Below are 26,986 nucleotides of genomic sequence, written 5' to 3' on the forward strand. Positions count from 1 at the left end.
TGGCGCGCGCCGCGAGGGGCGTCTAGTCCGGCATGAACAAGATCCGAACGCTCCTCTCCCCCTCCACCCTGATCGCCACCGCCGCCGTCGTGATCGCGACGAGCGGGACCGCGATCGCCGCGGGCGAGATCATCACCTCCTCGAACCAGCTCGCCAACGGCGTCGTCCAGCAGCAGGACCAGGCGAACCCACACCTGCGCGCCAGCGTCGACGCGGCCGGGAAGCTGCGGTTCGGCGGCGACGCGGCGTTCACGCAGCGCCTCTCGACCGGCCACTACCGGGTCGCGTTTCGCCCGCAGAGCGATCTGAACGCGCTCAACCTGGACCGCTGCGCCGTCGTCGTCAGCCCGGAGTTCGACACCCAGGGATCGTCGCCCACGGCCAAGCACCACCGGGCGTACGCCCTCAAGGCCCCGGAGGCGACGTCCGTCGACGTCTTCACGTTCGAGCAGGTCAATGGCGTCGGCGAGATCCCGGCCAACACCGAGTTCGACCTCGTCGCGGCCTGTTAGACCTCAGCGCGCGCCCAAGCGAGTCGTGGCGCGTCCTCGTTGCGCGGGACGTTGAAAGTAGGCGGGGAGTGGGTGCGCGGCGCGCCATGCTCGGCGCAGGAGTTCTTCATCGCGGGCGCTGAGGAAGCGACGGTCGGCGACGTCGTCGAGCACGCGGCAGAGGATCTCGCCCGCCACGAGACCCGCGAGGACGTGCCGGACGACCGGTGGCTGGTGCGGTGTGAGCATGGTGATCAATTGGTTGCTGGCGGCCCATGCCTGGCCGAGCGGTACCAGCCGTCCGTGTCGGCGGGCTTCTTCGCGCAGAGATGCGAGCGCGTCTCGGTACTCGCCGCCGAGCGACACGTTTCCCGGGGCGCGGATCGTCAGCTTCCCGTGTTGCGTGCGCAGCATCGTTCGCAGCTGCGCCGGCTGGAGCCGGCTTGCGGTCTTCAGGGCCGGTAGGACCGCTTCGCGGCGCGGGGCGCACCAGTCGGGGTCATCGAATCCGAGGAGCGCGCTGATGTGCGCGAAACCGTCGGTCGGGGGGCACGCGGGGGTAGCTGACACATTGTCTCCGAGTCGCGGGGAACTCAGAAGTCAGGCGTCGCTGCCCATGCTCCTAAGAGCAGGACCCCGGCGCGGATGCCCTCCGTACTTGGAAGGTATCAATCGCGTTCGGACGCCGCTCCTCAGCAGCCCTCGCGTTCACGGTTCGCGGCCCTACACTGAGTGGTGGAGGGCATCGCAGGGCGCGGCTGGTTGTGTGAGCATCGCCATCTGACTTCCCGAACGGGCGTGCGAGCGTTTTCGGAGGTTGGGTTGCGTTGTCTGGCACTACATCGATGCGGGAGTGGCCGCCGCGGCACCGGGACGCGTTTCCCCGCGCCCACGAGCACCAGCTGTTCGCGCGCTTGTCCGCTGACCGCAGCGCGGCCGCGCGGGACTCGCTCGTCGAGCAGTTCATGCCGCTGGCCCGCAAGCTCGCCTGGCGTTACCGCGGGGTCGAGGACATCGAGGATCTCGAGCAGGTCGCCGCGATGGGGCTTATGAAGGCGATCGAGCGCTTTGATCCTGAACGGGGGATCGCGTTCTCGTCGTTTGCGTTTCCGACGATCCTCGGTGAGCTCAAGCGGCACCTGCGCGATCACGGCTGGTCGGTCCGGCCACCGCGCGGTGTGCAAGAGCTCGCCAGCCGGATCAGTCGCGATTCGGTCGTGTTGCAGACCGAGCTCGGGCGCGCCGCGACCGTGGCCGAACTGGCCCAGCGCGCCGACGGCTCGGTCGAACAGGTGCTTGAAGCGTTGCAAGCCGCCGCTGCGCGCCACAGCGTCTCGCTCGATCGATCCCACATCCACGGCGACGGCTTCGATGACCGCGACCTTGAGATCGCGAGTGACGAGACGGGCTTCGCGACCGCGGAAGACGCGATCGTGTTGGCCGACCTGATGCGCGACCTCACGTCACGCGAGCAGTGGGTCCTGCGCCTGCGCTTCCGGGAAGACCTCACCCAATCGGAGATCGGCGAGATCGTCGGGATTTCACAAATGCACGTCTCGCGCACGATCCATACCGCGCTCGAGCGACTGGGAACCGCTTCGCACGGGTCGCTGGCACGGTCATGAGCGCCGAGAACGATCGCCAAGCGCCGCGGTCGAGGCTGCGGGGCGAGGCGCAGTCGCGGGCTCGACACGACGCCGAGCAGACGGCGGCAGATCTCGATCAGACGCTCGCGGATACCGATCAGCTGTCGTCGGATACGGACCAATCGAGGTCCGATGCCGAGCAGGTGCTGGCGGCGAGCGATCAGCATGCCTCCGATCGCGACCAAGTCGCGGCCGATTGGGAAGCGGCCCAGATTCCCGCGAGTCTCGAGAGCGACCGGGCGCACGACGCGTCCCGTGCTGAGCGCGAAGCGGCGACGGACGAGCGTGATGCCGCGGCCGCCGGCCGCGCGAACGTGACCGCCCAGCGGCGCGACACCGCAGGCCGACGCGACGACGTCGCGGGAGGGCGCGATCTCGCCGCCGCAGCCCGCGACCGCAGCGCCCGCACCCGCGACGAGGAAGCCGACGCCGACGACAATGCCGCCGACGCGCGGGAAGGCCAGTCCGCCGCCCCGGTCGGCCACGACGGCGCGATCGACCCAGCTCCGGCGATGCGCGACGCGGGAGCGTTGCTGCGCACAGAATCGGCGTTGGACCGCGCCGCGGCCGCCCGAGACCGCGACGCCGCCGCGGCTGACCGCGAAGCCGCCGCCGCCAATCGAGAGCAACGGTAGTAGCAATTGTTACGACCTTAGGTTCGGACCGCGGCAAACGGGGACCCGAGAGATATATGCAACCGCGCGCCGGGACATCCGAACTGCAGACGCGGACGATGCGCAAGGTCGCGTTCCGGCTTATGCCCGTCCTGCTGGGCCTCTACATCATCGCCTACCTGGACCGGGTGAACGTCAGCTTTGCGCAGGACAGCCTGGAGGCGGACCTGGGCTTCTCCGGGGCCGTCTACGGCTTCGGAGCCGGGGTGTTCTTCATCGCCTACTTCCTCTTTGAGGTGCCGAGCAACCTCGCGTTGCACAAGTTCGGCGCGCGCAAGTGGATCGCCCGCATCATGCTCACCTGGGGACTCATCTCCGCGTGCATGGTGTTCGTGCAGGGACCACTGAGCTTCTACGCCATCCGTTTCCTGCTCGGCGTCGCCGAGGCGGGCTTTTTCCCCGGGATGATCCTCTACCTGTCGCTGTGGTTTCCGTCCCGTGAGCGCGCCCGCGCCGTCGGCTTCTTCATGTCGGCGATCGCGATCTCCTACGCCATCGGTGCGCCACTGTCGGCCGGCATCATGTCCCTGTTCGACGGGGTGTGGGGGCTCAAGGACTGGCAGTGGCTGTTCGTCCTCGAGGCGATCCCTGCGGTGCTCGCCAGCGGCTTCGTGCTGTTCCACCTCACCGACCGGCCCGCGGAGGCCAAATGGCTGGCGGCCGACGAGAAGCGCTGGCTGGTCGACCGCCTCGAGGCCGAGGAGGAGACGCGGCTCACGCGCGAGCGTCACTCGATCGGCGATGCCCTGAAGGATCGGCGCGTGCTCGCGTTCGGCCTCCTGTACTTCTGCATGGTCGTCAATGTCTATGGCATCTCGTTCTGGATCGGCGAGATCGTCGACAAGATCGACGGGGTCGGTGGTGTCGGCAAGGGCTTCGTCGTCGCGATCCCGTACGCGACCGCGATCGTCGGCCTCGTGCTGCTCTCGCGCCGCTCCGATCGCACCGGCGAGCGCAAGCTCCACACCGCGATCCCGCTCGCGATCGCGGCCGTGGCCTTCGCGACCTCCACGATCGTCTCGCCCGTGGCGGCGATCGCCGCGCTGGCCGTCGGCCTGTTCTTCCTGCTCGGCGCGCACCCGGTGTTCTGGTCGATGCCGGCCGCGCTGCTCAGCGGTAGCGCGGCTGCCGCGGGGATCGCGCTGATCAATTCGATCGGCAACCTCGGCGGATTCGCCGGTCCCTACCTCGTCGGGCTCATGAAGGACGCCACCGGCTCAACCGATGCGGGCCTCCTGGTGCTCGCGGCGATCCTCGCGTTCGGCTCCTTCCTGGCCACGCGCGTCGCGCACGACCCAGCGCTGGAGCGCCCGCCGAAGCCGCGGACCCGCTTCGTCCGCCCGGAGGTGGAGGCAAAGCCCGTGCCGGCGTCCACCGCGTAGCGGCACGTCGACGATCGGCGTGGCCTGATGCCTTGTCGTCTCACCTCATCGCAGGTCACGCGCGAGCGATGTACGTTGGTGGTTCGGAGCACTGACCCGAACCAGGGGTGGCGCGTGTTGCGCCCGATCACCACGCAGAAGCTGGCATCGTCGTGAGCGGCGTCTCGCTCGCCGTTGGCGTGGGTCTGGTGTGTGCGTTGCTGTCGGCGCTGGGGACGAACCTGGCCTTCCTGTTCAAACACAGGGGCGCGCTCGCGGCTCCCGACGTCGACATGCGCCACCCGTTGCGCAGCGCGACCGATCTCTTTCGCTCGAAGTGGTGGACCATCGGCTGGAGCGTGGCGGGCGCGGCGTTCGCGCTGCACGTCGCCGCGTTGACGCTTGCGCCGATATCGATCGGCCAGGCGGTGCTGGCCGGAGGCCTCGTCTTCCTGGCGGTGCTCGCCGAGCGCTTCTTCGGCTTCGAGCTCGGGCGTCGACAGTGGATCGGGATCGGCCTGGTCGCAGTGTCGCTGAGCCTGCTGGCGCTGACCGGCGGAGGTGAGACGGGCGCCCATTCGGCCTATTCGCTCGCGGGCATGATCGTCTTTGAAAGCATCGCGATCTCGGTCGGCCTGTTGTTGATGCTCTCGCACCTGATCGAGCGCATCCCGGTACAGCGCGGCGTGCTGCTCGGTATCGCCGCGGGCCTGGGATTCGGCATCTCAGACGTCGCGATCAAGGCGCTCTCCGGCGACCTCGACGGGGGGCCTGGCGGCCTGCTGAGCCCGTGGAGCGCCGTCGCCGTCTCGGCGGCCGTCTTCTCGTTCTATGCCTCGGCTCGCAGCCTGCAGATCGGCGACGGCGTGGCGGTGATCGCCGTCACCTCGGTCGCGGCCAATCTGTCCACGATCGTTGCCGGTCTCGCGGTCTTCGGCGATCGGCTGGGCAACGATCCCTTCGTGATCGGCGTGCGTGTCACGGCCTTCGCCCTGATCCTCACCGGCGCCGCGCTGATCCCGGCGCCCACTCGCGCGGGCGCGGCGATCCAGGAGTCAGCCGAAGCGCCCAGCTTGACACCTGCGGGTCGCGAGTCGCGACCGATCTAGACGATGCGGGCGGCGAGCAGGCAGAGGTCGTCGGTCAAGGCGCCGTAGGCGAAATCGGCGGCCTGCGCACGCAGGACGGCGATCGCTTCGCCCGGCGATGGATCGTGGAGTCCCGCGAGCGTGGCGGCCACGGCATCGAGCCCGAGGAATTGGCTCTCGTGCCGGGCTTCGGTCAGCCCGTCGGTATAGAGCAACACGCCCTCACCGGCCGCCACCCGTCGCGAACCCTCCACGCAACCCGGGTCCGCGGCGATGCCCAGCGGCGCTCCCTGCACGCTCGCCAACAGCTCGCGACCGTCGGCCAGCCGCAACGCCGGCGGATGGCCGGCATAGGCCCAGCGCAACAGGCGCTCACTAGGGAGATACGAGACGCAGGCGGCGGTGACGAAGTCCTCGGTGATGCCCGCGCGCTCGACCAGGGCGGTATTGGCCCAGCTCAGCAGGCGCGACGGATCGTCGGAGAAGGGCGCGGTCGCCGCGAACGTCGTACGCGCGAACGCTGCCCGCCTGGCCGCGTGCAGGCCGTGGCCAACGACGTCACCGACGACCAGCACCGTGGAATCCTGCGGCCCTTCGCAGACGAGGTAGAAGTCGCCGCTGACACGCTCCGCCGACGCCGGGAGATACGCCGCGGCCAGTTCCAGGCCAGGGCGCTGCGGCAACTCCGGTGGGGTCAGCGCGTCCCGGATCGCGCGGAGATCGTCGAGTTCATGCTCGGCTACCTCCAGGCGCGCGCGCAGCGCGGCGAGATCGTCGTCGCGGACCTCGGCCTCTCGGCGTAGGCGAGTGATCAGCGACTCCTGACGGTGCTCCAGCTCATCGTGCTCGTGGAGATCACGCTTTTGGGCGGCCACCTCCGAGCGCAGCCTCCGAAGCTCTCCGTCATTGATCTCGGGGGGTTCGCTCATGGCGTTTCGCGGCGCGCTGCCACCACGGCCTTCGCGCGCCAGACGTATGGTGTCGCATTTATTACGGCTGTGTCGAACCCCCGCATCCGCGGCCTTCTGGCCCTTGCCGCGCAAGACGGGTGGATCTAGCGTGGCCGGCGTGCTCACCCGACTCTCCTTCCTCGCCGTCGGCGCCGCGCTGGCGCTCCTCGCGCTGACGCCGGCGACCGGCCAGGCCGCCGCGAAGCTGAGGTACCACGCGTGTGACGGCAAGAAGTACCTGCTGCTCGATCCCAGCGGCGACCCGCTGGTCAAGCTGCTGCGGATCAAGATGGCCAAGTCCAAGGCCGACGGGTACGCCCCGCGCTGCCTGGTCGCCGAGGCGGTCGCGATGCAGGTGCAGATGGGCGCGAGCGGCGGGAAGACGCCGCCCGCGACGATCACGGTCTACGGCGCGCGCTGGGGGATCGGGAAGGTCAAGTGCCACTACACGCCGATGACGGGCTACACGCAGGCGCAGTGCGTCAAGACGGGTAAGGACGCCAGCACCACGCGGTTCCGGCTCGTGCCCAACGGCTGACCCTGTCAAAGGACATGGTGGGGGCGGTGCGGCGACCGTAGCTTGACCCGACGATGATCGCCGACCGTCGCTTCGCCGCTCGCCAGAAACTCCATCGCTCACCCGCCGTCGCCGTTACGCACTGCCGCGAGCGCCGCGCCACCCACAGCGTCTCGCGCCTGCCGCTGGCGGTCGACAGCTTCGAGGGCGACACGCTCGGCGGCGACGAGCTCCAGCGCGTTAAGGAGTCGGTGGTCGCGGCCCTGGCGCTCGGCGATCACGGCTACATCCAGCTCGTCATGGCCGACCTGCGGGTGAAGAACCCGGGGGGCTGGACGGAGATCGACCGCGTGCTCTCAGACCTCCGCACGTTCCGGCACATCCCGCCGCGGCGGCCGATGCCCGGGCTGGGGAGCTTCAGGCAGCGTCCGGCGGAGATCGAGCGCAACCTCCATCGCTTCTGGGCCGGCGGACCGATGCCGGAGACCACCAAGGCATGCCTTCTGGCCATGCAGGAGGTCGTCGCCAAGAGCCAGGACTCGGGCACGCCGTGGACGCAGTATCTCTGGACGCGCCCAGGCGTCGATGCGGTCGAGGAGCTCGCGGGCGCGGGCATCCAGATCGTCGAGGTGGACGACCAGTGGCCGGCGGAACGCGTCCGGCTGTTCTCCGTCCGCACCTACGGCGGGGTCTACATGGACGCCGGGATCGGGCCCGGCACCTTGAACCTGAGCAATCACCAGCTCTACCACACCGATCCCGACGGCGTGGTCGGCCATCACGCGCCGCCGTTCCGCAGGGCATGGGACTTGCACCACACGATCGCCGACGCGTCGCTGGGCGATTCGCCGCGCGAGCGGATCGCCCGCCGCGCCGACGCGAGCCTCCCGATCGTCGACACGTTCCTCGCGAGCCGACGCGGGACGCGCCGCCTGGCCGCCGCCCTCGCGGCCTTGGCCGAGCCGGGCGCCAAGACCGCGTTCAGCCGCCTCTTCGTCCCGGTCGGCGAGCACGTGCGGACGACCTACGCGCCGCCGCAGCAGCGGGTGACGCCCTGGGCCGCGGACCTGGCCTGGTTCCAAGCCACATGAGCGAGCGCGCCGTCCTCTCATGAAGCCGGCGGGCGCCGCGGAGATGCTGCGCGCGTGCCGCGACCCGTGACGTTCATGTCGGCGCTGGGCTTCACCGACCAGGATCTTGCCGCAGGTGTTCCGCGGGCCTGGAGCGTCGGGCGGCAACTACGCCCGCAACGGGTTCGCGCGCCTGCTGACAGGCGAGCCGACCTGCAACGTCTACGTCCTCCCGGGCGCCACCGCGGTGAGCATCGAGCGCCTCGAATGAGCGCTTCCGCCTCTCTCACTTCTTCGTGAAGAACCCGCTCTTGAACTGACTGCTCTCGGCCATCGTCGAGGCGTCGTGCAGGTCCACGCCGACCTTGCGCCGCTCGCGCCGCCATGCCCGGCGCTGCTTGCGATCACGCCGGCGCTGACGGAGCCGCTCGAGCCGGCTCGGCGGTGATTGATCGAGCATTGCAACCTCCTCGGGGTCGGCGTGACGCTACGCCGGTCCCGTCGACGGGTCAACCACCGACCGGAAGTCGGTGCGGGGGTCGCCCGCGGCCAAGTTCGGGGTCGCTTCCCGATTGTCCGGACCGCCGCGTCCGCGGAGACTCATCCGTGATGACGCGACGTCAGGCCAGCACACTCGGGACACGGCGAATGGTGCGGCTGGCGCAGCGCTGGGTCGAAGCAGATGTCCGGGCGGCCGCGCTCGTCCGGTGCTCCGACGCCGCGCCGCGGGTCGTGACGCTCGCGCCCGACATGTTGCTGGTGCTCCGCAAGACGGACCTCTTGCTGCTCGTCGCGAGCGTGCGGTGGCTGCTCGGCGCGCCCGGCACCCGGCTCGAGCGCTGGAAGCTGGACGCCGTCGACATCGAGCTCGAAGCGGGCTGCGGGTTGGCCCGGCCGCTGCGCATCGCCACTGAAGACGAGACGCTGGTCCTCGCCGCGCCGTGGCTGCGCCCACGCCAGCGAGCGGCGCTGGCATGCATCGAGGGGCGCTCTGAGGCGTCCTGAGTCGGAGGTTCCGCGTTCTCACCCCGCCCAGGGCGAACGTGACACGTGGGAAGGTGAGCGAGCGTCGACTTTCGTGAACAGAGCGCGAGAAACTCGACGCTCGCGTCGCGAGCGCCAACCTGATCGAGCACACGTTCAGTAGCCCACCAGCGCGGCCCTGAGCGCGCGGGCGGAGCGGGTGGAGGCCACGTTCTGCTTGGCCTCGTGCAGCACGATCGCCTGGTCGAGCGCCGCCACGGCCTCGTCGCCCTTGCCGAGTACGTCGAGCACGTCGGCGAGGTCGGTCAGCGCCTGTGCCGTCAGGAAGTCGGCGTCGGTGCTCTGCGCGGTCGTCACGCTGAAGCGGGCCAGCCGCTCGGCCTCGCCGGTCTCCCCCGCCCGCGCCAGCACCCGCCCGCGGGTGCCGGCCCAGAGGATCTGCGATGCCGCGTCGTGGCGGTAGTTGAGCTTCTCGCTGAGGTGGGTGAAGCGCAGCGCGTCGTCGTAGGCGCCCAGGGCACAGCGGGTGCGGGCCAGGAACGCCAACACGGTCGGCAGCCGCCCGCGCTCGCCCACCCGCTCAAGCGCCGCGTAGGCGCGCTCCAGCCCCGGCTCGACGATGCTCGGGTCGCCGGCGATCAACTCGACCATCGCGGCGTAGATCTCCAGGCCCGCGAGCTTGAGGCCGAGCCCGTGCTCCTCCAACCGCTGGCGGGCGCCCTGGTAGAGGTCGCGGGCGATGTCGATGTTCATCCGCATCGCCTCCAGCACCGCCATCGTGATGTCGGTCACGGCGGTGAGGGAGATGCCCTCGGCGACGTTCCCGCGCGCGGCCTCGCAGCGCCGGATGCCGACGTCGACCGGGCTCGGGCCGACGACGGTCGCGCGCAGCAGCGTGTTGAACGCCTCGGAGCGCTCACGCGCATCGCCCACCCGCGTGGCGTAGACGATCGAGCGGTCCAGCGCCGCCTCGACCAGCCCCATGTGCAGCCGCGTCCAGTGCAGGAAGCCGATGTGATTCCAAGCGCGCGCGAGCCCCGAGTCGTCGCCGTAGCGGTCGAAGATCTTGATCGCCTCCTCGGCCGTCTCGTGCATCGCGGCGACGTCCGGGTGCGGGTCGGCGAACAGCCGCTGGTTGGAGAGCTCGAGCATCGTTCGCGCGACGAGCGTCTCCTCGTGCTGGGCACGGGCGGCCTTGAGCGCGGTGCGCAGGATCGGGCCGGCCGCGGGGAAGTCGCCGCTGTCGCACAGCGCGGAGCCGAGCGCGAGCAGCACGTCGGGCCGGACGTCACCGCCGGCCTCGAACAGGCTCGCGGCGCGCGTCAGCAGGCGGCTGGCCGCGCTCGCGTCGCCGCGGGCGAGCGCGCGGCGGCCCGCGACCGCCAGCCGCTCGGCCGCGCTCGTCGCGAGCTGGCGCGCCTCCTCGTCGACCCGCTCGAGCTCGGCGCGGTAGCCGAACGCCTGCTCGAGGTGGTAGCCGACGGACTCGTCGACGTTCTCCTCGCGCCGCGCCAGGCTGTTGGCGAAGTCCTCGTGGACGCGCCCGCGGACCTCCTTCGCGCACACGGCGTAGGCGACGTCGCGGATCAGGATGTGGTGGAAGCGCAGGACGTCCTCGCCGCCGATCGGGCTGCGGTCGGGCGTGATCAGCCCGCGGTGCACGAGTTCGCGCAGGTGCTGCCCCGCCGCCGGCCGCGACTCGACCGGCAGCAGCTCCGTCACCGCGCTGGCGGCGAACCGGCGGCCGATCACCGACGCCCGCTCGATCACCGCCCGCTCGCCGTCCCCGAGCCGGTCCAGCCGCGCGGCGACGAGCGCCTGGATCGTGGCCGGGATGCGCTGCTCGCCGCCGCACCCGTCCTCGATGCGCATCGCGAACATCTGCTCGATGAACAGCGGGTTGCCCTCGGCGGCGTCGAGCACGTCGGTGGGGCGCGAAAGCGGTGCCGAGCGTTCGTCCACGAGGTGCTCGAGCAGCCGCGCGGCGTCGTCCCCGCTGAGCGGCGAGAGCGAGATCGCCGCGACGCCGGCGCGCCCGCCGATCCACGCGCGCCGCGACTCCAGGAACTCCGGACGGGCGAGGCAGAGCACGAACAGCGGCGCGGTCGTGAGCCACTCGACGAGGTACTCGAGCAGGTCGATCAGCCGCGGCTCGGCGGCGTGCGCGTCCTCGAGGATGAGCACGAGCGGCCCCGCGTCCGCGATGGTCTCGAGCAGGCGGCGCAGCGCCCACGGCACCCGGTCCTGATCGGCCGCGATGTCGCCCAGGCCGAGCCCCGCGTGGACGAGATCGGCGACCTGATCGGCGTCCTCGGCGTCGCCCAGCAGGCGCCGGATGGCATCGCGCGAGCCGCCGCCGGCGAGGTCGGCGAGCGCGTCGCGCAGCGGCCACAGCGAGCTGCCGTCGCCGAGCGCGCCGCACTGCGCCACGAGCGTCGTCGCGCGCTTGACGACGCGGTGCCGAAACTCCTGCGCGAGCCGCGACTTGCCCAGCCCCGCCTCGCCGACGACGGTCAGCAGCTGCGCGCTGCGCGTCGTCGTCGCCCGCTCGAACGCGGCCAACGCGATCGCGAGCTCCTCGTCACGGCCGACCATCGGCATCGAGTGACGGCGGCGCACCGCGGGCGCGTTGGGGATGATCGCGCTCAGCAGCCACGCGTCGTGGTCCGCGGGCTGCACGCGGATCGCGTCCGGCGCGAGCCGGCGGGTCGCCTCGCTGAGCAGGATCTGGCCCTCGCGCGCGATGCTGGCCAGCCCGACCGCGCCGTCGAGCGGGTTCCCGAACAGCGACATCTCCTCGCCGGTGCCCTCGGCGACGATCTCACCCGCGTCGAGCCCGATTCGCAGGTCGAGCGTGCCGGGCTCGCCATGCATCAGCGTCGTGACGCCCTCGCGCAGCTGGACGGCGGCGTTGAGCGCGCGCAGCGCGTCGTCCTCGTGCGAGGCGGAGAGGCCGAACACGCCGAGCAGCTGGGAGCCGAGGCCGGCGTGGAAGCGGCCGCCGTGGCGCACGATGATCCGGACGGCCTCGTTGCGGCCGAGCGCCATCAGGCGGCGCCCGACCTCGGGATCGGCGTGGTTGTAGCGGCTGAGGGTCCGCAAAGTGACGACGAGCACCGTGACGCTGCGACGGATGACCGGCGGAGCGACGACGACCGCGGACGGCGTTTCCTCGACCACCACCGGCACCGGTCGGCGCTCTTTGACTGTGACGAGGTCCAGCGCCGGGTCCTGCTGGAGCACGCGCTGCTCGAGCGCCCGCAGCTCACGGCCAGGATCGAGGCCGAGCTGGTCGACGAGCAGGTCGCGGGTGGTGCGGTAGGCGGCGAGCGCGTCGGCCTGGCGCCCGGAGCGGTACAGCGCGAGCACGAGCTGCCCGGCGAGGCGCTCGCGGGTCGGGTGCGCGGCGGAGAGCTGCTGAAGTTCGGGTATGAGCGCGGCGTGCCAGCCCGCGGCGAGATCGGCGTCCACGCGCGCCTCGAGCGCGATCAGCCGTTGCTCCTCCAGGCGGGTGATCGCCTGCCGGGCGAACGGCTCGAACGCCAGCTCCGCCAGCGGCGGCCCGCGCCACAGGTTCAGCGCCTCGCGCAGCACGGCGGCCGCGTGCTCGGGCTCCCCCGCGGCGAGCGCGTCGCGGCCGGTCGCGACGAGCGCGTTGAAGCGCTCGGAGTCCAGCTCCCCCGGCTCGACCCGCAGGCGGTACCCGCCGGGGGTCGTGGCCACGATGTCCCCGCCGCCGAGCGCCTTGCGCAGCCGCGAGACGTGGACCTGCACGGTCTTGGTCGCGCGGCCGGGCGCGTCCTCTCCCCAGAGGGCGAGCGCGAGCCGCTCGGCGCTCACCGGTTCATTGGCATGCAGCAGCAATACCGCGAGAACCGCGCGCGGTTTGACCCCGCCAAGCGCCAGGACGCCATCGTCGCCGGCGACCTCTAGTGGCCCGAGAATTCGGAATTGCATGCCGGTGGGCCGGAAGCTACCCCCGTTGGCCGAGGAACCTCAACCGCGCGATGGCGCCGGTGGCCCCCAGGTTCGAACCGATTGTCTTCCTGCTGACAATCCAGGTATTCGAGCGTCGACGGATCCACTCAAGTTCAAGCAAATGGAGAAGCAGCACATGGAAGTGGTCGTCGAGCTCCGGCAGGGCGCGAGCTCGCAGATCGTCGCGGACTGGCTCGCGCAGTTCGGACTCGAGGTCATGCCGCTCGCGGTCGGCCTGCTGGCGATGGGAGACGCGACGGCGGTCCGGACCGCGTTCGGACCCGGCGACCCGATCGACCTCGCGGTCCCGGACGCGCTGCGCGAGCACGTGGAGTACGCGGCGATCGTCCCGCCGAAGCATTTCTACGAGAGTCCGCTGTAAGAGGAGGGAGCCCCCGCGATGTCCGTCCCGTCAGGGATCATCCATTTCGAGACCGGAGACGCCCTGCCGGGCGTGGTCGTCGGCTACGTCTCGATCCGGTCGCAGGGCGGAGTGTCGTTCTTGGACGCCGACGACCTGACCGACCTGCCGAAGTTCTTCGCGACGGACGAGGACCGCGCGGCGGCGCGCAAGACGCTCGAGGAGCTCGAGTTCCACATCGTGGCCGAGAGCCGGCTGGGCATGGCCATCGCCGGGCCGCCGCAGGCCTGGGCGGCGCTGACCGACGGCGAGCTCGTCGCCTACGAGCAGCGCACCCGCGCGCGCGGCGGGCGGATCGAGGACGTCACGCACATCGACATCGTGGGCCCGGGCCAGCCCGACGCGCCCGGCGCCGGCAAGGCCAAGCCGGACGAGATCGAGGGCGTGGTCATCGAGCGCCCCCGGGCGCCGCAAGGCCCGATCCCGCCGCCGAACTCGCGCTTTCACCTGCGGCTTCCCGACGACGTCGCCATGATCCTGAAGGCCCCGGCCGCTCACCGCGCCGGCTACACGGGACGCGGCGTGACGGTCGCGATGGTCGACAGCGGCTACGGCGCCCATCCGTTCTTCGAGGCGCACGCCTACGCGGTGCGGCCCCCGGTCACGGTGGTCCCCGGCACGACGCCGGCGGGCGACCCGATCGGGCACGGGACCGGCGAGGCCGCCAATGTCTTCGCGATCGCACCGGACGCCGAGCTGTGGCCGGTCCGTGCTTCCAACCAGCAGGGGGACATGGTCGCCGCGGTCGCCGGGTTCATGCGCGCGAAGATGGACGGTCCCGACGTGCTGTCGAACTCGTGGGGCGGCGACTACCCCGACCCGCTCCCGCCCGAACCGCACGCGGCCGACCGGGCGCTCGTGCTCGAGATCCTCGACGCGATCGACCAGGGCATCATCGTCGTCTTCGCCGCCGGCAACGGCAGTTGCGGGGTCGAGGCGCAGGTCCCGGGCGTGATCGCCGCGGGCGGCGTGTACGCCAACGCCGACCTCGACCTGCAGGCGTCGACGTACGCGAGCGGGTACCACAGCGACTGGTTCGGCGGCGTGGACGTGCCGACCGTGTCCGGTCTCGTGGGGATGCGCCCGCGCGCCTCCTACATCGCGATGCCGGTCCCGCGCGGGTGCCGGATCGACCTCGAGCGCGCCTTCGCGGGTGGCGACGACCCGCCCGACGGAACGACGCCCTATGACGGCTGGGCGCTGTTCTCCGGCACGTCGGCGGCCTGCCCGCAGGTTGCGGGCGCGGCCGCGGTGCTTCGCGGGATGTGGAGGCAGGCGACGCCGAAGCAGGTGTGCGACGCGCTCTGCGCAGGCGCGACGGACGTCTACGTCGGCCACAACCACCCGCGCTTCAACCATCCCGCGCAGCGCGGGCGCGACCTGGCCACCGGCCACGGTCTCATCAATGTCTCGGCGGCGCTGGAAGCGCTCGCGGACACAGCCAGCCAACAACAGAAGGAGACTGCCGTGCCTGACGACCTCTTGGGCGTTGCCATCAGCCAGGGCCACGCTCTCACCCTCGCGGACAAGCTCGCGAACGACCAGGGCTTCCGGGACCACCTCGAAGCCGACCCCGTCAAGGCGCTCGCCAGCATCAACGTCGACGCGTCGGGCTGGACGCCGCCGGAGAAGCTCAAGCTCGCCCCGGCGACCGAGTTCGAGGGCCTGTACGCCTCGATGCAGGACAACCGCAAGCAGTTCCGGACGCTGATCGCATACCTGTCCGACTGAGGCCGAGCCCGTGCGCGTGAAGCGGGCGAGCTTCGTCCTGTTCGAACTCGTGGACGAGCAGCGCGTCCACCTCGCCGCCCTCCTGGGCGGCGTGGTCGACCTGACGTCGCAACCGCCCGACATTCACGCGCTCGCGCTCCTCACCGGCCGGCGGGAGCGGATGACCCACGCCGAGTTCGGCGCGCTGTTGTCCGTTCCCGCCGGTCAGTTCGTCGATGCGGGTGATGACGAGCACGTCGTCTCGCTCGCCCGCCGCGGGTTGCTGATCTCAGACTCCGACGACGAGCCGTTCGCCTCGCTGCGCGCCCGCGAGGCCGATCTGCTCGAGCACGGCTGGAACGTCCACGCGGCCGGCTACCACTTCATGACCAAGCGCTCGGGGATGGACCTCCGGGAGGACCCGGCGTACCAGCCTGGTGAGCGCGCGGCCTCGCCCGAGCTCAAGCGGGCGTTCGTGGACTCCTTCGGCGCCTCCCCGCCGGCGTTTCACTCGGCCGCGCCGGCGGATGCGCCGCGCGTGGCGCTGCCCCGGGCGGCGCGGGACGAGGGGCTGTTCCGGGCGCTTGCGGCGCGGCGCACGACACGGTCGTTCGCGCGCTCGGAGACCATGCGCTCCGACGATCTCGCGACGGTGCTGCAGTGGGTGTTCGGCGCGCACGGCACGGCGGAGACGGACCTCGGCACGGTCATCCGCCGCACCAGCCCGGCGGGCGGGGCGCGGCACTCGATCGAGGCCTACGCGCTGATCTCGCAGGTCGAGGGCGTTGCGCCCGGGATCTATCACTACGACGTGCGCGAGCACGCGCTCGCCCTGCTCTCGCCGCTGCCTGGAGACGCGGTGCGCGAGCTGGCGACGGTGTTCACCTGCGGCCAGGACTACTTCGGCGACGCGCACGTGTCCTTCGTCCTGACCAGCCGCTTCGAGCGTTCTTACTGGAAGTACCGCGCGACCGACAAGGCCTACGCCGCGATCCTCGCCGAGGTCGGGCATCTCAGTCAGACCCAGTACCTCGTCGCGGCCGAGCTCGGGCTCGGCTCCTACGTGACGCTGGCGGTCAACTCGCACGACATCGAAGCTCGGCTCGGGCTCGACGGCGTCGACGAGGGCGTCGTGGCGATGACGGGCTGCGGCCCGCGCACTCCGGGCTACTCACCGCTCGAGCTGCGGTTCACGCCGTTAGGGTGAGCGCACGGTTTACGGCGGGAGGTCTGGATGCGCGTCGCAGTTCTCGGAGCGGGTAACGGAGGGGTCGCGTCAGCGTTCGACTTCGCCCAGCACGGTCACGACGTCTCGCTCTACGCACCGCCGCAGTTCGGCTCGCACCTGGCCGCGATCGACGCGGCGGGCGGCGTCACCGCGTTTGGCGATCTCGAGGGCTTCGCCCCGATCCGGTACGCCGGCAACGACATCGCCGAGGCGATGGAGGCTGCCGAGCTGACGGTGATCGTCGGCCCGGCGTACGCCACCGAGCCGCACGCGTTCCTCGCCGGGCCCTACCTGGACGACGGCGCGGCGGTGCTGATCTGCCCCGGGTCGTGCGCCGGCGCGATCGCCTTCAAGCGCAGCGCCGGGTTCGATCTCGACGACGAGCGCTACATCGTCGGCGAGACGAGCACGCTGCCCTACGCGGTGCGGATCACCGAGCCGGGCGTCATCAACGTCTTCCTCAAGCTCAAGACCGGCGTCTATCTCGCGGGGCTCCCGCGGGCGGGGACGGACAGGCTCTACGACCTGATCAAGGACGTCTGGCCGGCGGTCGAGAAGGCCGAGAGCGTCTTCCAGACCACGCTGCAGAACGGCAACCCGGTGATCCACCCAGCGGTGACGCTGCTCAACGCGGCCCTGCTCGAGCGCACCAGCGGCGGCTTCCTGTTTTACGAGGAGGGCGTGACCGAGGGCGTCGGGCGGCTGATCGAGGCCGTCGACAACGAGCGGCTGGCGATCGCGGCCGCGCTCGGCGTGAAGGTCCTCTCCGAGCCCGAGATCGGCGTCAAGCAGGGCTACATGACCGAGCTGAACTACTCGACGGGCTACAGCAAGGCCCCGGGCTTCCTCGGCATCGCCGCGCAGGACAGGCTCGAGCACCGCTACCTGACCGAGGACGTTGGCTTCTCCCTGGTCTTCCTCGCCGACCTCGCCGCCCACGTGGACGTTCCGACGCCGGTGATCGACGGAGTGATCACGATCGCGTCGGCCGTGCTCGGGCGCGACCTCCGGGCCGGCGCTGTCCGGACCGTCGCCACCCTCGGCCTCGACGGCCTGTCCGCGAGCGAGCTCGCCGCCATCTGATCACACGTCGTCGATGTAGTCCATGAACCCGGCCTTCGGGACGGTCACGCTGGTCACGAGGATGTCCTCGAACGTCCACTTCAACTGTTCCCTATGGGCGACGGACTCGGCGACCATGATGGTGTTCGAGGTTCCGTCGGTGGCGGCATTGGCCGCGGCGACGGGAGCGACGAGCGCGATCGCCGTCGCGAGGAGTGTGGCCTTCAGTGCTTTGCTGGTCATGGATGGGAAGACTCCGCCGCAGCGCAAAACATTGGCCGGATACGGAAATGGCGCGTAGCCGCTCGTGACCGCTGACTCCGATCTGGTCTGGCCGAACGCCGAGAGCGCGGTGAACTCGGACCCGTGGTTGATCGGCAATCACGACCGGATCCGGCTGCTGCGGCCGCGGGTGCTGGCGGTCAACTTCGTCAACGGCCTCACCGACGCGGCGGCTCGCGACACGTTGCGCGCGCTGATGGCCGCGCTGCGGGAGTCCTCGCGCTGGCAGGGGTACCGGGATCCGCGGGCGCCGGTGTTCCTCGACTACGAGCTGGTGGACATCGTCGACCTGACCGAGCCGCGCGGCAGCCGCGACCGCAACTCCGCGCAGTACCCACGCGCGGCGGACGGCGTCGGGTTCGACTATGGCGCGCTGCACGAGTTCAAGCTCCACGACGGCCTGAACCTCGGCGAGCTGACCGAGCGCGGCCTCGTCAACGAGGTCTGGCTGCTCGCCGATCACACCGATCACAGCGCGCCGTGGGAGACCGTCGAGGTCAAGCGCACGTACGACACGCAGTTGCGCCCGAAGGACGGCTACGAACGCCAGGCCGGGAATTCCGGGGACCATCGCGCGCCGTGGATCGGCCGCAGCCTGCGGATCCTGTTCGTCAACTTCACCCGCGGCGTCGGCTGCGCGATGGAGAGCCTCGGCCACTCGCTGGAGCGGATGGCGACGACCGGCACGATCCCCTACTACGAGCGCTACTTCCGCGAGTACGCGATGCTCGATCTGGGCCGCCGCTACGGGCTGCCGTTCGAGTCGCTGTACCTGAAGGGCCCGCAGCCGGTCGACTACCCCACGCCGACGACCCTGCGCTATCGCACGGGCTGGCGCAAGCACAGCGTCGAGGACTACATCCCCGCCGGCGGCAACGTCCACTTCATGCCCAACGGCCGCTTCGACTACGACCTCGACGCCGCCGATCCGGTCCTCTCGACGATCGAGACCTGGCGCCAGCCGGACCAGGAAGCACGGCCGTGGACCCCCGCCGTCCTGGACCGCTACCGCGACCTCGCGCCCGACTGCATGGGCCGGTGGGTCGTCTACTGGCGGCAGAACATGCCGGGCCTGGACAACACGGCGCTGGACGACGACGGGCGCCCGATGAAGAACTGGTGGCCGTTTTTGTTCTACTGACGGGCATGACTTGGACCGTCGACGTGCCCGTGGACTCGCTTCCAGAGCTTCCCCCGCTCCCCCAGGCTCTGGCCGCGGCGCTCAGAGACGCGCTCGCCCGACCAGCCGCGCAGCAGCCCGCGTGGCCGGATCCGGACTTCGTCACGCGGGTGCGGCTGCTGCTCGAGAGCGTCCCGCCGATCGCCGTGCCCACCGAGGTCGACCGGCTCCAGACACGGCTCGGGGAGGTCGCGCGCGGCGAGGCCTTCCTGCTGCAGGGCGGCGACTGCGCCGAGACGTTCAACGACAACACCGAGCCGCACCTGCGCGGGACGATCCGCACGCTGCTGCAGATGGCGGTCGTCATGACCTACGGCGCGGCGATGCCGGTGGTCAAGCTCGGGCGCTTCGCCGGCCAGTACGCGAAGCCGCGCAGCTCCGACACCGACGCGACGGGCCTGCCGTCCTACCGGGGCGACATGGTCAACGCGCTCGAGCCCACCGCGGCGGGCCGCCGGCCGGACCCGTCGCGGCTCGTCCGCGCCTACGCCAACGCCGCGGCGGCGATGAACCTGGCGCGGGCGATCACCGGCGCGGGCCTGGCCGACCTGCATCACTTGCACGAGTGGAACATGGACTTCGTGCGCCAGTCCAGCGCGGGCGAGCGCTACGAGCGCGTCGCGGGAGAGATCGAGCGCAGCCTGCAGTTCATGTCCGCCTGCGGCGTCGACGACAGCTCGCTGCGCACGGTCGAGCTCTACGCGAGCCACGAGATGCTGGTGCTCGACTACGAACGCGCGCTGCTGCGGCTCGACGAGGACAAGCTCTACCTGCTCTCGACCCATCAGCTGTGGATCGGCGACCGCACCCGCCAGCTCGAAGGCGCGCACGTCGCCCTCGCCGCGCTCGTCGCGAACCCGGTGGGCGTCAAGATCGGGCCGACGACCACGCCGGACGATGCGGTCGAGCTGGTCGAGCGCATCGACCCCAACCGCGTCGACGGGCGCGTGACGCTCGTCTCGCGCATGGGCAACGACAAGGTCCGCGAGCACCTGCCGCCGATCATCGAGGCGGTGAGCCGCAACGGGCATCGCGTGGTGTGGCAGTGCGACCCGATGCACGGCAACACCGAGGAGTCCCCGAGCGGACACAAGACCCGCCACTTCGACCGCATCATGGACGAGGTCGAAGGCTTCTTCGAGGTCCACAAGCGGCTCGGCACCCACCCGGGCGGCATCCACATCGAGCACACGGGCGAGGACGTCACCGAGTGCCTGGGCGGCGCGCAGATGATCTCCCACTCAGAGCTCAGCGACCGCTACGAGACGGCCTGCGACCCGCGCCTGAACACCCAGCAGTCGCTGGAGCTCGCGTTCCTGGTCGTCGAGATGCTGCGCCGATGACCCCACCGGAGCGCGCACCGACGATCGGCCTCGTGCTGCACCCGCGCCGGGACCCCGGTCCCAGCGCGACGGCGATCGTCGCCTGGGCGCAGTCCCACGGCAGCCGGCTCGTCGCGCGCGCCGAGGACGCCGCGCGGCTCCCTCCCGGCGTCATCGTCTCCGACCAGCTGGCCGAGGAGACGGACGCGCTCGTCAGCATCGGCGGTGACGGGACGATGCTCGGCGCGCTGCGGCTGGTGGTCAAGCGGGCCGTGCCGGTGCTCGGCGTCAACCTCGGCAACCTCGGGTTCCTGGTCGAGGTCGAGCCGGACGAGCTGCCCGCGGCGCTGGACCGGCTCGAGCGCGGCGAGTTCACGATCGAGCAGCACAGCGCGCTCCAGGTGCGCGCGGGTGCTGCGGAGAGCGTCGGATTCAACGATGTCGCGCTCGTGCGGGTCCCCGACGACGGCGTCGTCAACGCCGCCCTGTCGGTCGGCGGCCAGCGCATGGGCCGCTACCGCTGCGACGGCCTCGTGGTGGCGACGCCCGCCGGGTCGACCGCGTACTCCTACGCGGCGGGCGGACCGGTCGTGTCACCGCTGCTGGACGCCGTGATCATCGCCCCGCTGGCGCCGATGTCCGGCATCAGCCGGCCGATGGTGGTCTCGGCCGACGAGCCGGTGGAGCTGACGCTGCTGGAGGGGAGCGGGCGGCCGGCGGTGGAGGTCGACGGCCGCGTCCTGCACCGCACCCAGGCGGGCGAGACGATCGCGATCCGCCTGATCCCCAACGCCGGCCAGGTCGTCCGGCTCGACCGCGACCGCCACCAGCGCCGCAATCAGGTCAAGCTCAGCCTGCTCGACCTGCCGTTCCTCCCCGAAGAGCTGCGGGATCTGACCGCCCCTAGCGCCGGCCCTTCGGGTAGAACTCGGCCATGATGAACGGCAGCTGGAAGTGGTCGACGCCGTTGAGCGCCGCGTTGGTGGGGCTCCAGCGGTACTCCTGATCGGAGGTCGTGATCAGCGGGTTCGCCGCGCCGTGGCGGACCGGCGGGAGGAACGTCGCCGCGATCGTGAAGTCCAAGCGCCGCGAGTCGTCGGAGAGCACCTCGCGCTTGCCCGTGCGCGAGTTGACGCGGATCAGCTTGAGGTGGAACGGGTCGCCGGCGTAGATCCAGTCGTCCTTCGGATCCCAGCGGTTGAACGTGATGCCCTTCAGGCTCTCGAGGTCGCCGTCCGCCTTGGCGGTCAGCGTCTTGATCTTCTCGGCGCGCTCGACGGCCGGCTTGCTGCTGTCGAGCAGCACCTTGATCGGCAGTTCCTGGATGCCGCCCTCACACGTGGAGCTGATGTAGAGCGTCTTGCCGTGGACGGCGAGCGAGCCGGCGCCCGGGAGGAACCCGCCGGGAGCCGCGAACGGCAGGTCGCCGACCGTCCGGGCGACGCCGCTGTCCTGGCACGGGCCGAGCTTGCGCAGCGCGGACGCTCCGTCGTCGGGGACGAGACCGCGGCGGATCGCGCCGTCGCGGCCGACGATCCAGAGACCGCCGAAGATCGACTCCGACACGACGTACTCGCCGTTGGGCAGCACGTCGACGTCCTCGGCGAAGCCCATCGGGTTGCCCGCGAAGTTGACGGTGCGCGTCAGCTTGGCGGTGAAGCCGTGCTTGGCGCCGTAGCTGTAGTCGTAGACGACGGGCGGTCCGACCGGCGGGAAGCCTCCGCTGTCCAGGACGACCAAGTGGCCGGTGCGGGGGACGCGCAGCGTGAACGGGAGCTTGAACCCGCCCTCGGGCGCCGGGAGCGCGGCGACCTCGCGGCCGGTGAAGCGATCGAGCGCGACGACGCGGGCGCCGTTGGGCGCCACGCCGATCCCGGGCTCGGTGACGAAGACGTAGCGTTCGTCACCCGCGACGCCGTGGGTGAGGGCGTCGCGCTTGGCGAACGTCCCGCTCTTAGCTTGTGCTGCCTGCGGTGCGAGCAGCGCGAAGAGCGCCAGCACCGTGACGGAGAACCTCATGAGACGGCAATGTAGAGCTCCGTTCGGTACGCGGCGTCACGCGTGCGTGCCTTGTAGGCGTCCTGGATGCGGGTGATGATCGGGTGGGTGGGCTGGACGACGGGGCGCCCGTCGAAGGAGCCGATCGGCACGACGCCGGCGCCGGACCCGCAGACGAACGCGCCGTCGCAGCAGTGCAGCTCGGCCGGCCACACGTCCCGCTCCTCCGCCGCGATCCCCTCTTCGCGCGCGATCTCGAGCACGGTCCTGCGCGTGATGCCCGGCAGGGCGGCGCGCGTGGTCGGCGTGACGAGCGTGTCGCCGACGACGATGAAGAGGTTCGCGCCGGTGCACTCGGCGACCGCGCCGAGGTGGTCGAGCATGACCGCGTCGTGCATCCCCAGCTCGCCCGCCTGCTGCTTGGCGACGATCGCGTCGAGGTAGTTGAGGGACTTCACGTGCGCGCCGAGGCTGCGCGGCGCCTTGCGCACGACCGCGCTGGTGAAGAGCTTGATCGGGTCGTTGCCGAGGAAGGGCGGGAACGGGTAGGCGGAGACGATCAGCGTCGGCTCGGGGCAGTTGCGCGGGTCGATGCCGGGGCCGCCGAAGCCGCGGGCGATGATCGGGCGCACGTGGGCGTCCTGCAGCTCTGAGCGCCGCACGACCTCGCCGATGATGTTCAGCAGCTCGTCCTTCGGCACCGGCAGCGGCAGCCCGATCGTGCGGGCGCTGCGCTCGATCCGGTCCAGGTGCAGGTTGGCGCGGAAGAGTCCGCCGTCGAACACCCGCATGCCTTCGAAGACGCCGTCGCCGTAGAGGAAGCCGTGATCGAAGATGGACACGGACGCCTTGGTGGCGTCGACGTATTCACCGTTGACGTAGGCGGTCAGGCCGGACGGATCGAAGGTCATGTTCAGGCTCTCCAGTAGGCGCGGGTCAGGACGACGGCAACAGGAATGATCTCGACTCGTCCAAGCCACATCAGCACGGTGCAGATCCAGGTCGACAGATCGCTGAAGGGCGCGAACGAGCCATACGGTCCGGCGAAGCCGAACGCGGGTCCGACGTTACCCAGGCACGCGGCGGCGGCGCCGAACGCGTCGAAGGCGCTCAGCTCCTCCCCGGCGCGGCGCGAGTCGGCGACCAGCCCGAGCGCCCCGACGGCGAACGTCAGCAGGTAGAGCAGGACGAACACGATGGCGCTGCGCAGCGCCTTCTCGTCCACGACGCGCCGGTTGACCCGGATCGGCACGATCACCTCGCGGTGCACGGTCTGCTCGAGCTCGCGCTTGACGAGCCTGAACATCAGGAGGTGGCGGACGATCTTGATGCCGCCGCCGGTCGATCCGGCGCTCGCGCCGCTGAACATCAACAGCAGCAGCGTGAGCGTCGCCAGCGGTCCCCAGAGCGCGTAGTCGGTGGTCGCGAAGCCGGTGGTGGTGAGGATCGCCGTGGCCTGGAAGAGGCTGTGGCGGAAGCCCGCCTCACCGTGCTCGACGCCGCTGCCGATGACCTCGATCGCGATCAGGGTCGTGCCGATCGCGATCAGCGCGAGATAGAGGCGCAGCTCCTCGTCCTTGACCAGCACATCGACGCGCCGCTGCACGAAGAAGCGGTACAGGCGCAGGAAGTTGATCCCCGCGATCACCATGAACGCGAGGATCACGTACTGCGTGATCGGGGCGAACGCGGCGATCGAGACGGTGCGGGTGCTGAACCCGCCGAGCGCGACGACCGAGAGCGCCTGACCGACCGCGTCGAACGGCGTCATCACGTCGTCGAGGTTCGTGACGCTCAAGAACATCAGCACCGCGATCGCGATCAGCGTGAGGACGACGTAGAGCCGCCAGAGCCGCCGGGCGGTCGAACGGATCGTGTCGCCGAGCTGCTCGATCTCGGTCGGGCCGGCGAGCTCGGACTGCAGCAGCTGCCGGCCGCCGATCCGCAGGCGCGGCAGGATCGCGACGGCGAGCACGATGATGCCCATGCCGCCCAGCCAGTGGGTGAGCTGGCGCCAGAAGAGCATCGAGCGGGCGAGCTCCTCGATCTTCGGCACGAGCGTCGCGCCGGTGGCGGTGAAGCCGGAGACGGTCTCGAAGTAGGCGTCGACGGGGCGGCTGAGCTGCGGACCGCCGTCGAGGACGAAGGGCAGCGCGCCGAAGATCGGCACGAGCAGCCAGATCAGCGCGACGACGAGGAAGCTCTCCCGCGGCGTGATCGCCGCGCCGTGCTTCTCGCCGGTGATCTGGTCGAGCGCGAGGCCGGCGGTGCCGGTGATCGCACCGGCCACGAGGAAGGACCAGAACGGCTCGCCATAGCCGATCGCGACCGCCGTGGGCGCGAGGAAGGCGGGCGCGAGCCACTTCAGGACGCCGCCGACGAGGTCGAGGGCGGAGCCGACGTCGATGCCGGTCCTCATAGAACCCGTTCGACCAGCGAGGCGCGGCGTGACTCGACGAACACGATCACGCGGTCGCCGGCTTTGAGGACGTCGTCGCCGTGGGGGAAGATCGGCGTGCCGTCGCGGATGATCGCGCCGATCACCGAGCCGGTCTGCGGCAGCTCGTCGAAGCGCGTGTCGGTCAGCTCGGAGTCGCCTCTGACCGTGAGATCGAGGATCTCGAAGCGGTCGTCGTCGAGCATCGCGATCTGGCGGATGCGCGGGTCGTGGCCGAAGCGCACGAGCTCCTCGGCGACGACCTGACGCGGGTTGATCGCGACGTCGACGCCGCCGTTCTCGTAGACCTTGATCGACGACTGGTCGTGCGCCAGCGCGATCGTCAGCTTCACGCCGTGGGCCTTCGCGAGCACGGCGCTGAACAGGTTGCCGGGGTCGTCGTTGAGCGCGAACACCGCGGCGGTGGCGCGGCCGATCCGCTCGCGCGCGAAGAACTCGCCGTCGAAGGCGGAGGCGTGGAAGACCCGCGCGTCCGGCAACTCCTCGGCGACCTCGCGCGCCCGCTCCGCCCTGCCCTCGACGAAGCGCACGCGAATGTCGCGGTCCAGCAGCACGCGGGCGATCGTCGTGCCCATCTGGCCCGCCCCGAAGATCACGATGTCGTCCACGCGCTCCTGCTCGTCGGACATCACGCGGCTCCACTGTCTTGCGGAAGCGGGTGAGGCGATCACGACGATGCGGTCGTCGGCCTCGATCGTCTCGGCCCCGCTCGGATGGCGCATCGCGTTGCCGCGGATGATGCTCACGACCTTCGAGTCCTTGGGGATCGGGGCGGCTTTGAGCGGCTTGCCGACGACGGACGCGTTGGCCGGGACGTCGAACTCGACGATCTGCACCTGCCCGTCGGCGAAGACGTCGGTCTGCCGCGCCGCCGGGATGCCGATCAGCCCGCTGATCGCGTTCGCGGTCTCCAGTTCGGAGGAGACCATGAAGTCGACGTCGATCTCCCGCTCCCGCCACGCGTCGAGGTACTCGACGCTCGTCGTCCGGACCACCACCATCGCGCGGCTCAGCTTCTTGACGAGCATCGCGGAGACGAGGTTCGCCTCTTCCCGCGAGGTCGAGGCGATGAAGAGGCTGCAGTCCTGGATGCCCGCCTCGGCGACCACCCGCTTGGTCGTCCCATTGCCCTCGACGATCCGCACGTCGTAGCGGTCGGCAAGCGCTTGGAGGCGGTCCGCGTCGGTGTCGATCACCGTGACCTCGTGCTCCTCGTAGAGCGCATCCACGATGGCCCGCCCCACATGCCCCGCGCCGAGCACGATGATCCGCATGCGGGTGAGCGTATTTTGTGACGCTTCCGCGCGTGTTTCGGCACGCTTGCGTCTTGTTCCGTTTCGTACCTCTCGGCGATGGTCCGGGGGGTGATCCACGAACGCTCGGACAGGCCGCACAAACGTGGCGCACCCCTCCTCGCGGCGCACCAGCATGGGGCGATCAGGGCGTCGCAACTCGGGCTGCCGCGCTCGACGATCGCCGACTGGGTACGCGCTGGGCGGCTCTATAGGAAGTACCGCGGCGTCTACGCCTACGGGCATCCCAACCTCTCGCGGGAGGGAGAATGGATGGCCGCGATCCTCGCGGCGGGCGACCGCTCCGCGCTCACCGGCCTGTGTGGCGCGGTGCTGATGCGGCTCACGAAGCGGGAGCCGGACGAGATCGACGTGGTGGCGCCCGGGCACCGCCGGCCGCAGGCCGGGTTCCGGCTACGGACGTGCCGCAACCTCGACCCGTGCGACATCACGATCGTCAACCGCATCCCGGTCACCACGATCCCGCGCATGCTGATCGACCTCAGCGACGACGGCGAAGACGCCGACGAGCTCGCGAACCTGATCCACGAAGCCGCGTACCTGAAGATCTTCAGCCTCAAGGCGACCCGCGCCGCGATCGATCGCAGCAACGGCCGCCACAACCTCGACGTCCTCGAGGAGGCGCTGCGCCTGCACCTCTCGGGCAGCGCCGGCACCCGCACCCGCCTCGAGAAGCGCTTCAAGCGCCTGGTCCGCGGTGCCGGCCTCCCCACGCCCCAGACCAACACGATCGTCAACGGCTTCGAGGTCGACGCGTACTGGCCGGGACTCTGCGTCGAGATCGACGGCCCCAACCACCGAAGAGCACGCACCAAGACCGACGACCGGATCCGCGACGCGGCCCTCCGCGCCGCCGGCTACACGGTGATCCGCTTCACCGAGGATGACGTCGAGACCCACCCGGACAAGATCCTCGCCGACCTCATCGAGCATCTATGACGTCGGCGACGTAGGACTCACGAACCGCCCGCGGCTGGCCGAGGAGCCACATCGCCTGGCGGTCCGGCTCGGCCTCGCGCGACAGCACGTCGGCCACGTAGGAATCGCGGGTCTCCTCGTCCTGGAGGAGCATCCAGCGCTCCTCGTCACCCGCGCCGTCGACCACCACCGAGACGTAGGAGCGCCGGACCGCACGCGGGCGCCGCAGCATCCACTTGCGCTGCGGGTCCCGCTCGAGCCCCGCGAGGTTGCGGGCGACGAGATCGGGGCCGGTGAGCACCGCTCGGGCGTGTGGGGGTAGATCCATGTTTCCC

Annotated in this window: 27 protein-coding genes; 18 read left to right on the top strand and 9 right to left on the bottom strand. The window is 70.7% G+C overall.

Translation table 11 applies throughout. The features are described from left to right. The first annotated feature begins 32 nt into the window (after positions 1–32). The 6 genes from OM076_RS07935 (at position 33) to OM076_RS07960 (ending at position 5,281) form a co-directional block, all read left to right on the top strand. A complete protein-coding gene (locus OM076_RS07935) occupies positions 33–512 on the top strand; it encodes a hypothetical protein (protein ID WP_270038964.1) in 480 nt (159 codons plus the stop codon). 72 nt (positions 513–584) lie between these two features. Further along, positions 585–956 carry a hypothetical protein gene (locus tag OM076_RS07940; protein ID WP_270038965.1) on the top strand — a complete coding sequence of 124 codons (372 nt, stop codon included), beginning with the start codon at positions 585–587 and terminating at the stop codon, positions 954–956. Positions 957–1,336: 380 nt separating this feature from the next. Further along, the gene (locus OM076_RS07945) at positions 1,337–2,116 is read left to right on the top strand and encodes a sigma-70 family RNA polymerase sigma factor (protein ID WP_270039025.1); all 780 of its coding nucleotides are present in this window, start codon (positions 1,337–1,339) and stop codon (positions 2,114–2,116) included. Then, positions 2,113–2,772 (top strand): hypothetical protein, encoded by a 660-nt coding sequence (locus tag OM076_RS07950; RefSeq protein WP_270038966.1) that lies wholly within the window; start codon positions 2,113–2,115, stop codon positions 2,770–2,772. The genes OM076_RS07945 and OM076_RS07950 overlap by 4 nt, the downstream gene beginning before the upstream one ends. Before the next feature lie 122 nt (positions 2,773–2,894). After that, positions 2,895–4,193, top strand: a complete 1,299-nt coding sequence (locus tag OM076_RS07955; protein WP_270038967.1) for an MFS transporter — start codon at positions 2,895–2,897, stop codon at positions 4,191–4,193. Positions 4,194–4,345: 152 nt separating this feature from the next. After that, the gene (locus OM076_RS07960; RefSeq protein ID WP_270038968.1) at positions 4,346–5,281 is read left to right on the top strand and encodes a DMT family protein; all 936 of its coding nucleotides are present in this window, start codon (positions 4,346–4,348) and stop codon (positions 5,279–5,281) included. Here OM076_RS07960 and OM076_RS07965 read toward each other — a convergent pair. Continuing rightward, positions 5,278–6,336 carry a PP2C family protein-serine/threonine phosphatase gene (locus OM076_RS07965; RefSeq protein WP_270038969.1) on the bottom strand — a complete coding sequence of 353 codons (1,059 nt, stop codon included), beginning with the start codon at positions 6,334–6,336 and terminating at the stop codon, positions 5,278–5,280. The genes OM076_RS07960 and OM076_RS07965 overlap by 4 nt on opposite strands. Here OM076_RS07965 and OM076_RS07970 point away from each other — a divergent pair. The 3 genes from OM076_RS07970 to OM076_RS07980 all read left to right on the top strand — a co-directional run bounded on the left by OM076_RS07970 (position 6,329) and on the right by OM076_RS07980 (position 8,068). Beyond that, positions 6,329–6,748, top strand: coding sequence for a hypothetical protein (locus tag OM076_RS07970; RefSeq protein WP_270038970.1), 420 nt, complete (start codon positions 6,329–6,331; stop codon positions 6,746–6,748). The genes OM076_RS07965 and OM076_RS07970 overlap by 8 nt on opposite strands. 53 nt (positions 6,749–6,801) lie before the next feature. Next, entirely contained in the window at positions 6,802–7,818 is a 1,017-nt protein-coding gene (locus tag OM076_RS07975) for a hypothetical protein (protein ID WP_270038971.1), read from the top strand. A 115-nt stretch (positions 7,819–7,933) separates the two neighbouring features. Then, positions 7,934–8,068: a hypothetical protein gene (locus tag OM076_RS07980; RefSeq protein ID WP_270038972.1), complete on the top strand. Its 135-nt coding sequence runs from the start codon at positions 7,934–7,936 to the stop codon at positions 8,066–8,068. 15 nt (positions 8,069–8,083) lie between these two features. On the opposite strand, the gene OM076_RS07985 is transcribed toward OM076_RS07980, so the two are convergent. Continuing rightward, positions 8,084–8,257, bottom strand: coding sequence for a hypothetical protein (locus OM076_RS07985; protein WP_270038973.1), 174 nt, complete (start codon positions 8,255–8,257; stop codon positions 8,084–8,086). A gap of 149 nt (positions 8,258–8,406) precedes the next feature. On the opposite strand from OM076_RS07985, the gene OM076_RS07990 reads away from it, so the two are divergent. Beyond that, entirely contained in the window at positions 8,407–8,802 is a 396-nt protein-coding gene (locus tag OM076_RS07990) for a hypothetical protein (RefSeq protein ID WP_270038974.1), read from the top strand. A 135-nt stretch (positions 8,803–8,937) separates the two neighbouring features. Here OM076_RS07990 and OM076_RS07995 read toward each other — a convergent pair whose 3' ends face one another. Further along, complete coding sequence (locus tag OM076_RS07995; protein ID WP_270038975.1) at positions 8,938–12,738, bottom strand: ATP-binding protein; 3,801 nt, start codon at positions 12,736–12,738, stop codon at positions 8,938–8,940. 142 nt (positions 12,739–12,880) lie between these two features. Between OM076_RS07995 and OM076_RS08000 the strand changes: the two genes are divergently transcribed. Genes OM076_RS08000 through OM076_RS08015 form a run of 4 tightly spaced genes read left to right on the top strand, consistent with a single transcriptional unit; the run spans position 12,881 to position 17,201 of the window. Beyond that, on the top strand, positions 12,881–13,141 hold the full coding sequence (locus tag OM076_RS08000; RefSeq protein WP_270038976.1) for a hypothetical protein: 261 nt from the start codon (positions 12,881–12,883) through the stop codon (positions 13,139–13,141). A gap of 18 nt (positions 13,142–13,159) precedes the next feature. Next, positions 13,160–14,911 carry a S8 family serine peptidase gene (locus OM076_RS08005; RefSeq protein WP_270038977.1) on the top strand — a complete coding sequence of 584 codons (1,752 nt, stop codon included), beginning with the start codon at positions 13,160–13,162 and terminating at the stop codon, positions 14,909–14,911. A 10-nt stretch (positions 14,912–14,921) separates the two neighbouring features. After that, entirely contained in the window at positions 14,922–16,097 is a 1,176-nt protein-coding gene (locus tag OM076_RS08010; RefSeq protein ID WP_270038978.1) for a putative peptide maturation dehydrogenase, read from the top strand. A 27-nt stretch (positions 16,098–16,124) separates the two neighbouring features. Further along, positions 16,125–17,201, top strand: a complete 1,077-nt coding sequence (locus OM076_RS08015) for an NAD/NADP octopine/nopaline dehydrogenase family protein (protein ID WP_270038979.1) — start codon at positions 16,125–16,127, stop codon at positions 17,199–17,201. Here OM076_RS08015 and OM076_RS08020 read toward each other — a convergent pair whose 3' ends face one another. Beyond that, the gene (locus OM076_RS08020) at positions 17,202–17,423 is read right to left on the bottom strand and encodes a hypothetical protein (RefSeq protein WP_270038980.1); all 222 of its coding nucleotides are present in this window, start codon (positions 17,421–17,423) and stop codon (positions 17,202–17,204) included. A gap of 64 nt (positions 17,424–17,487) precedes the next feature. On the opposite strand from OM076_RS08020, the gene OM076_RS08025 reads away from it, so the two are divergent. The 3 genes from OM076_RS08025 to OM076_RS08035 are packed head-to-tail and all read left to right on the top strand — an operon-like array spanning position 17,488 to position 20,902. Next, entirely contained in the window at positions 17,488–18,603 is a 1,116-nt protein-coding gene (locus tag OM076_RS08025) for a hypothetical protein (protein WP_270038981.1), read from the top strand. A gap of 5 nt (positions 18,604–18,608) precedes the next feature. After that, complete coding sequence (locus OM076_RS08030) at positions 18,609–19,985, top strand: class II 3-deoxy-7-phosphoheptulonate synthase (RefSeq protein WP_270038982.1); 1,377 nt, start codon at positions 18,609–18,611, stop codon at positions 19,983–19,985. Continuing rightward, positions 19,982–20,902, top strand: a complete 921-nt coding sequence (locus OM076_RS08035) for an NAD(+)/NADH kinase (RefSeq protein ID WP_270038983.1) — start codon at positions 19,982–19,984, stop codon at positions 20,900–20,902. The genes OM076_RS08030 and OM076_RS08035 overlap by 4 nt, the downstream gene beginning before the upstream one ends. Here the strand turns inward: OM076_RS08035 and OM076_RS08040 are convergent. Genes OM076_RS08040 through trkA form a run of 4 tightly spaced genes read right to left on the bottom strand, consistent with a single transcriptional unit; the run spans position 20,868 to position 25,694 of the window. Next, positions 20,868–21,983, bottom strand: a complete 1,116-nt coding sequence (locus OM076_RS08040; RefSeq protein ID WP_270038984.1) for a hypothetical protein — start codon at positions 21,981–21,983, stop codon at positions 20,868–20,870. The genes OM076_RS08035 and OM076_RS08040 overlap by 35 nt on opposite strands. Then, positions 21,980–22,873 carry an aminotransferase class IV gene (locus OM076_RS08045; RefSeq protein WP_270038985.1) on the bottom strand — a complete coding sequence of 298 codons (894 nt, stop codon included), beginning with the start codon at positions 22,871–22,873 and terminating at the stop codon, positions 21,980–21,982. Before OM076_RS08045 ends, OM076_RS08040 begins: the two co-directional genes overlap by 4 nt. Before the next feature lie 2 nt (positions 22,874–22,875). Continuing rightward, positions 22,876–24,381: a TrkH family potassium uptake protein gene (locus OM076_RS08050; protein WP_270038986.1), complete on the bottom strand. Its 1,506-nt coding sequence runs from the start codon at positions 24,379–24,381 to the stop codon at positions 22,876–22,878. Further along, positions 24,378–25,694 carry a Trk system potassium transporter TrkA gene (gene trkA, locus OM076_RS08055; RefSeq protein WP_270038987.1) on the bottom strand — a complete coding sequence of 439 codons (1,317 nt, stop codon included), beginning with the start codon at positions 25,692–25,694 and terminating at the stop codon, positions 24,378–24,380. Before trkA ends, OM076_RS08050 begins: the two co-directional genes overlap by 4 nt. A 90-nt stretch (positions 25,695–25,784) precedes the next feature. On the opposite strand from trkA, the gene OM076_RS08060 reads away from it, so the two are divergent. Continuing rightward, the gene (locus tag OM076_RS08060) at positions 25,785–26,672 is read left to right on the top strand and encodes a type IV toxin-antitoxin system AbiEi family antitoxin domain-containing protein (protein ID WP_270038988.1); all 888 of its coding nucleotides are present in this window, start codon (positions 25,785–25,787) and stop codon (positions 26,670–26,672) included. On the opposite strand, the gene OM076_RS08065 is transcribed toward OM076_RS08060, so the two are convergent. Then, complete coding sequence (locus tag OM076_RS08065) at positions 26,656–26,979, bottom strand: hypothetical protein (protein WP_270038989.1); 324 nt, start codon at positions 26,977–26,979, stop codon at positions 26,656–26,658. The genes OM076_RS08060 and OM076_RS08065 overlap by 17 nt on opposite strands. Positions 26,980–26,986: the final 7 nt, after the last annotated feature.

The sequence above is a fragment of the Solirubrobacter ginsenosidimutans genome (assembly GCF_027587205.1).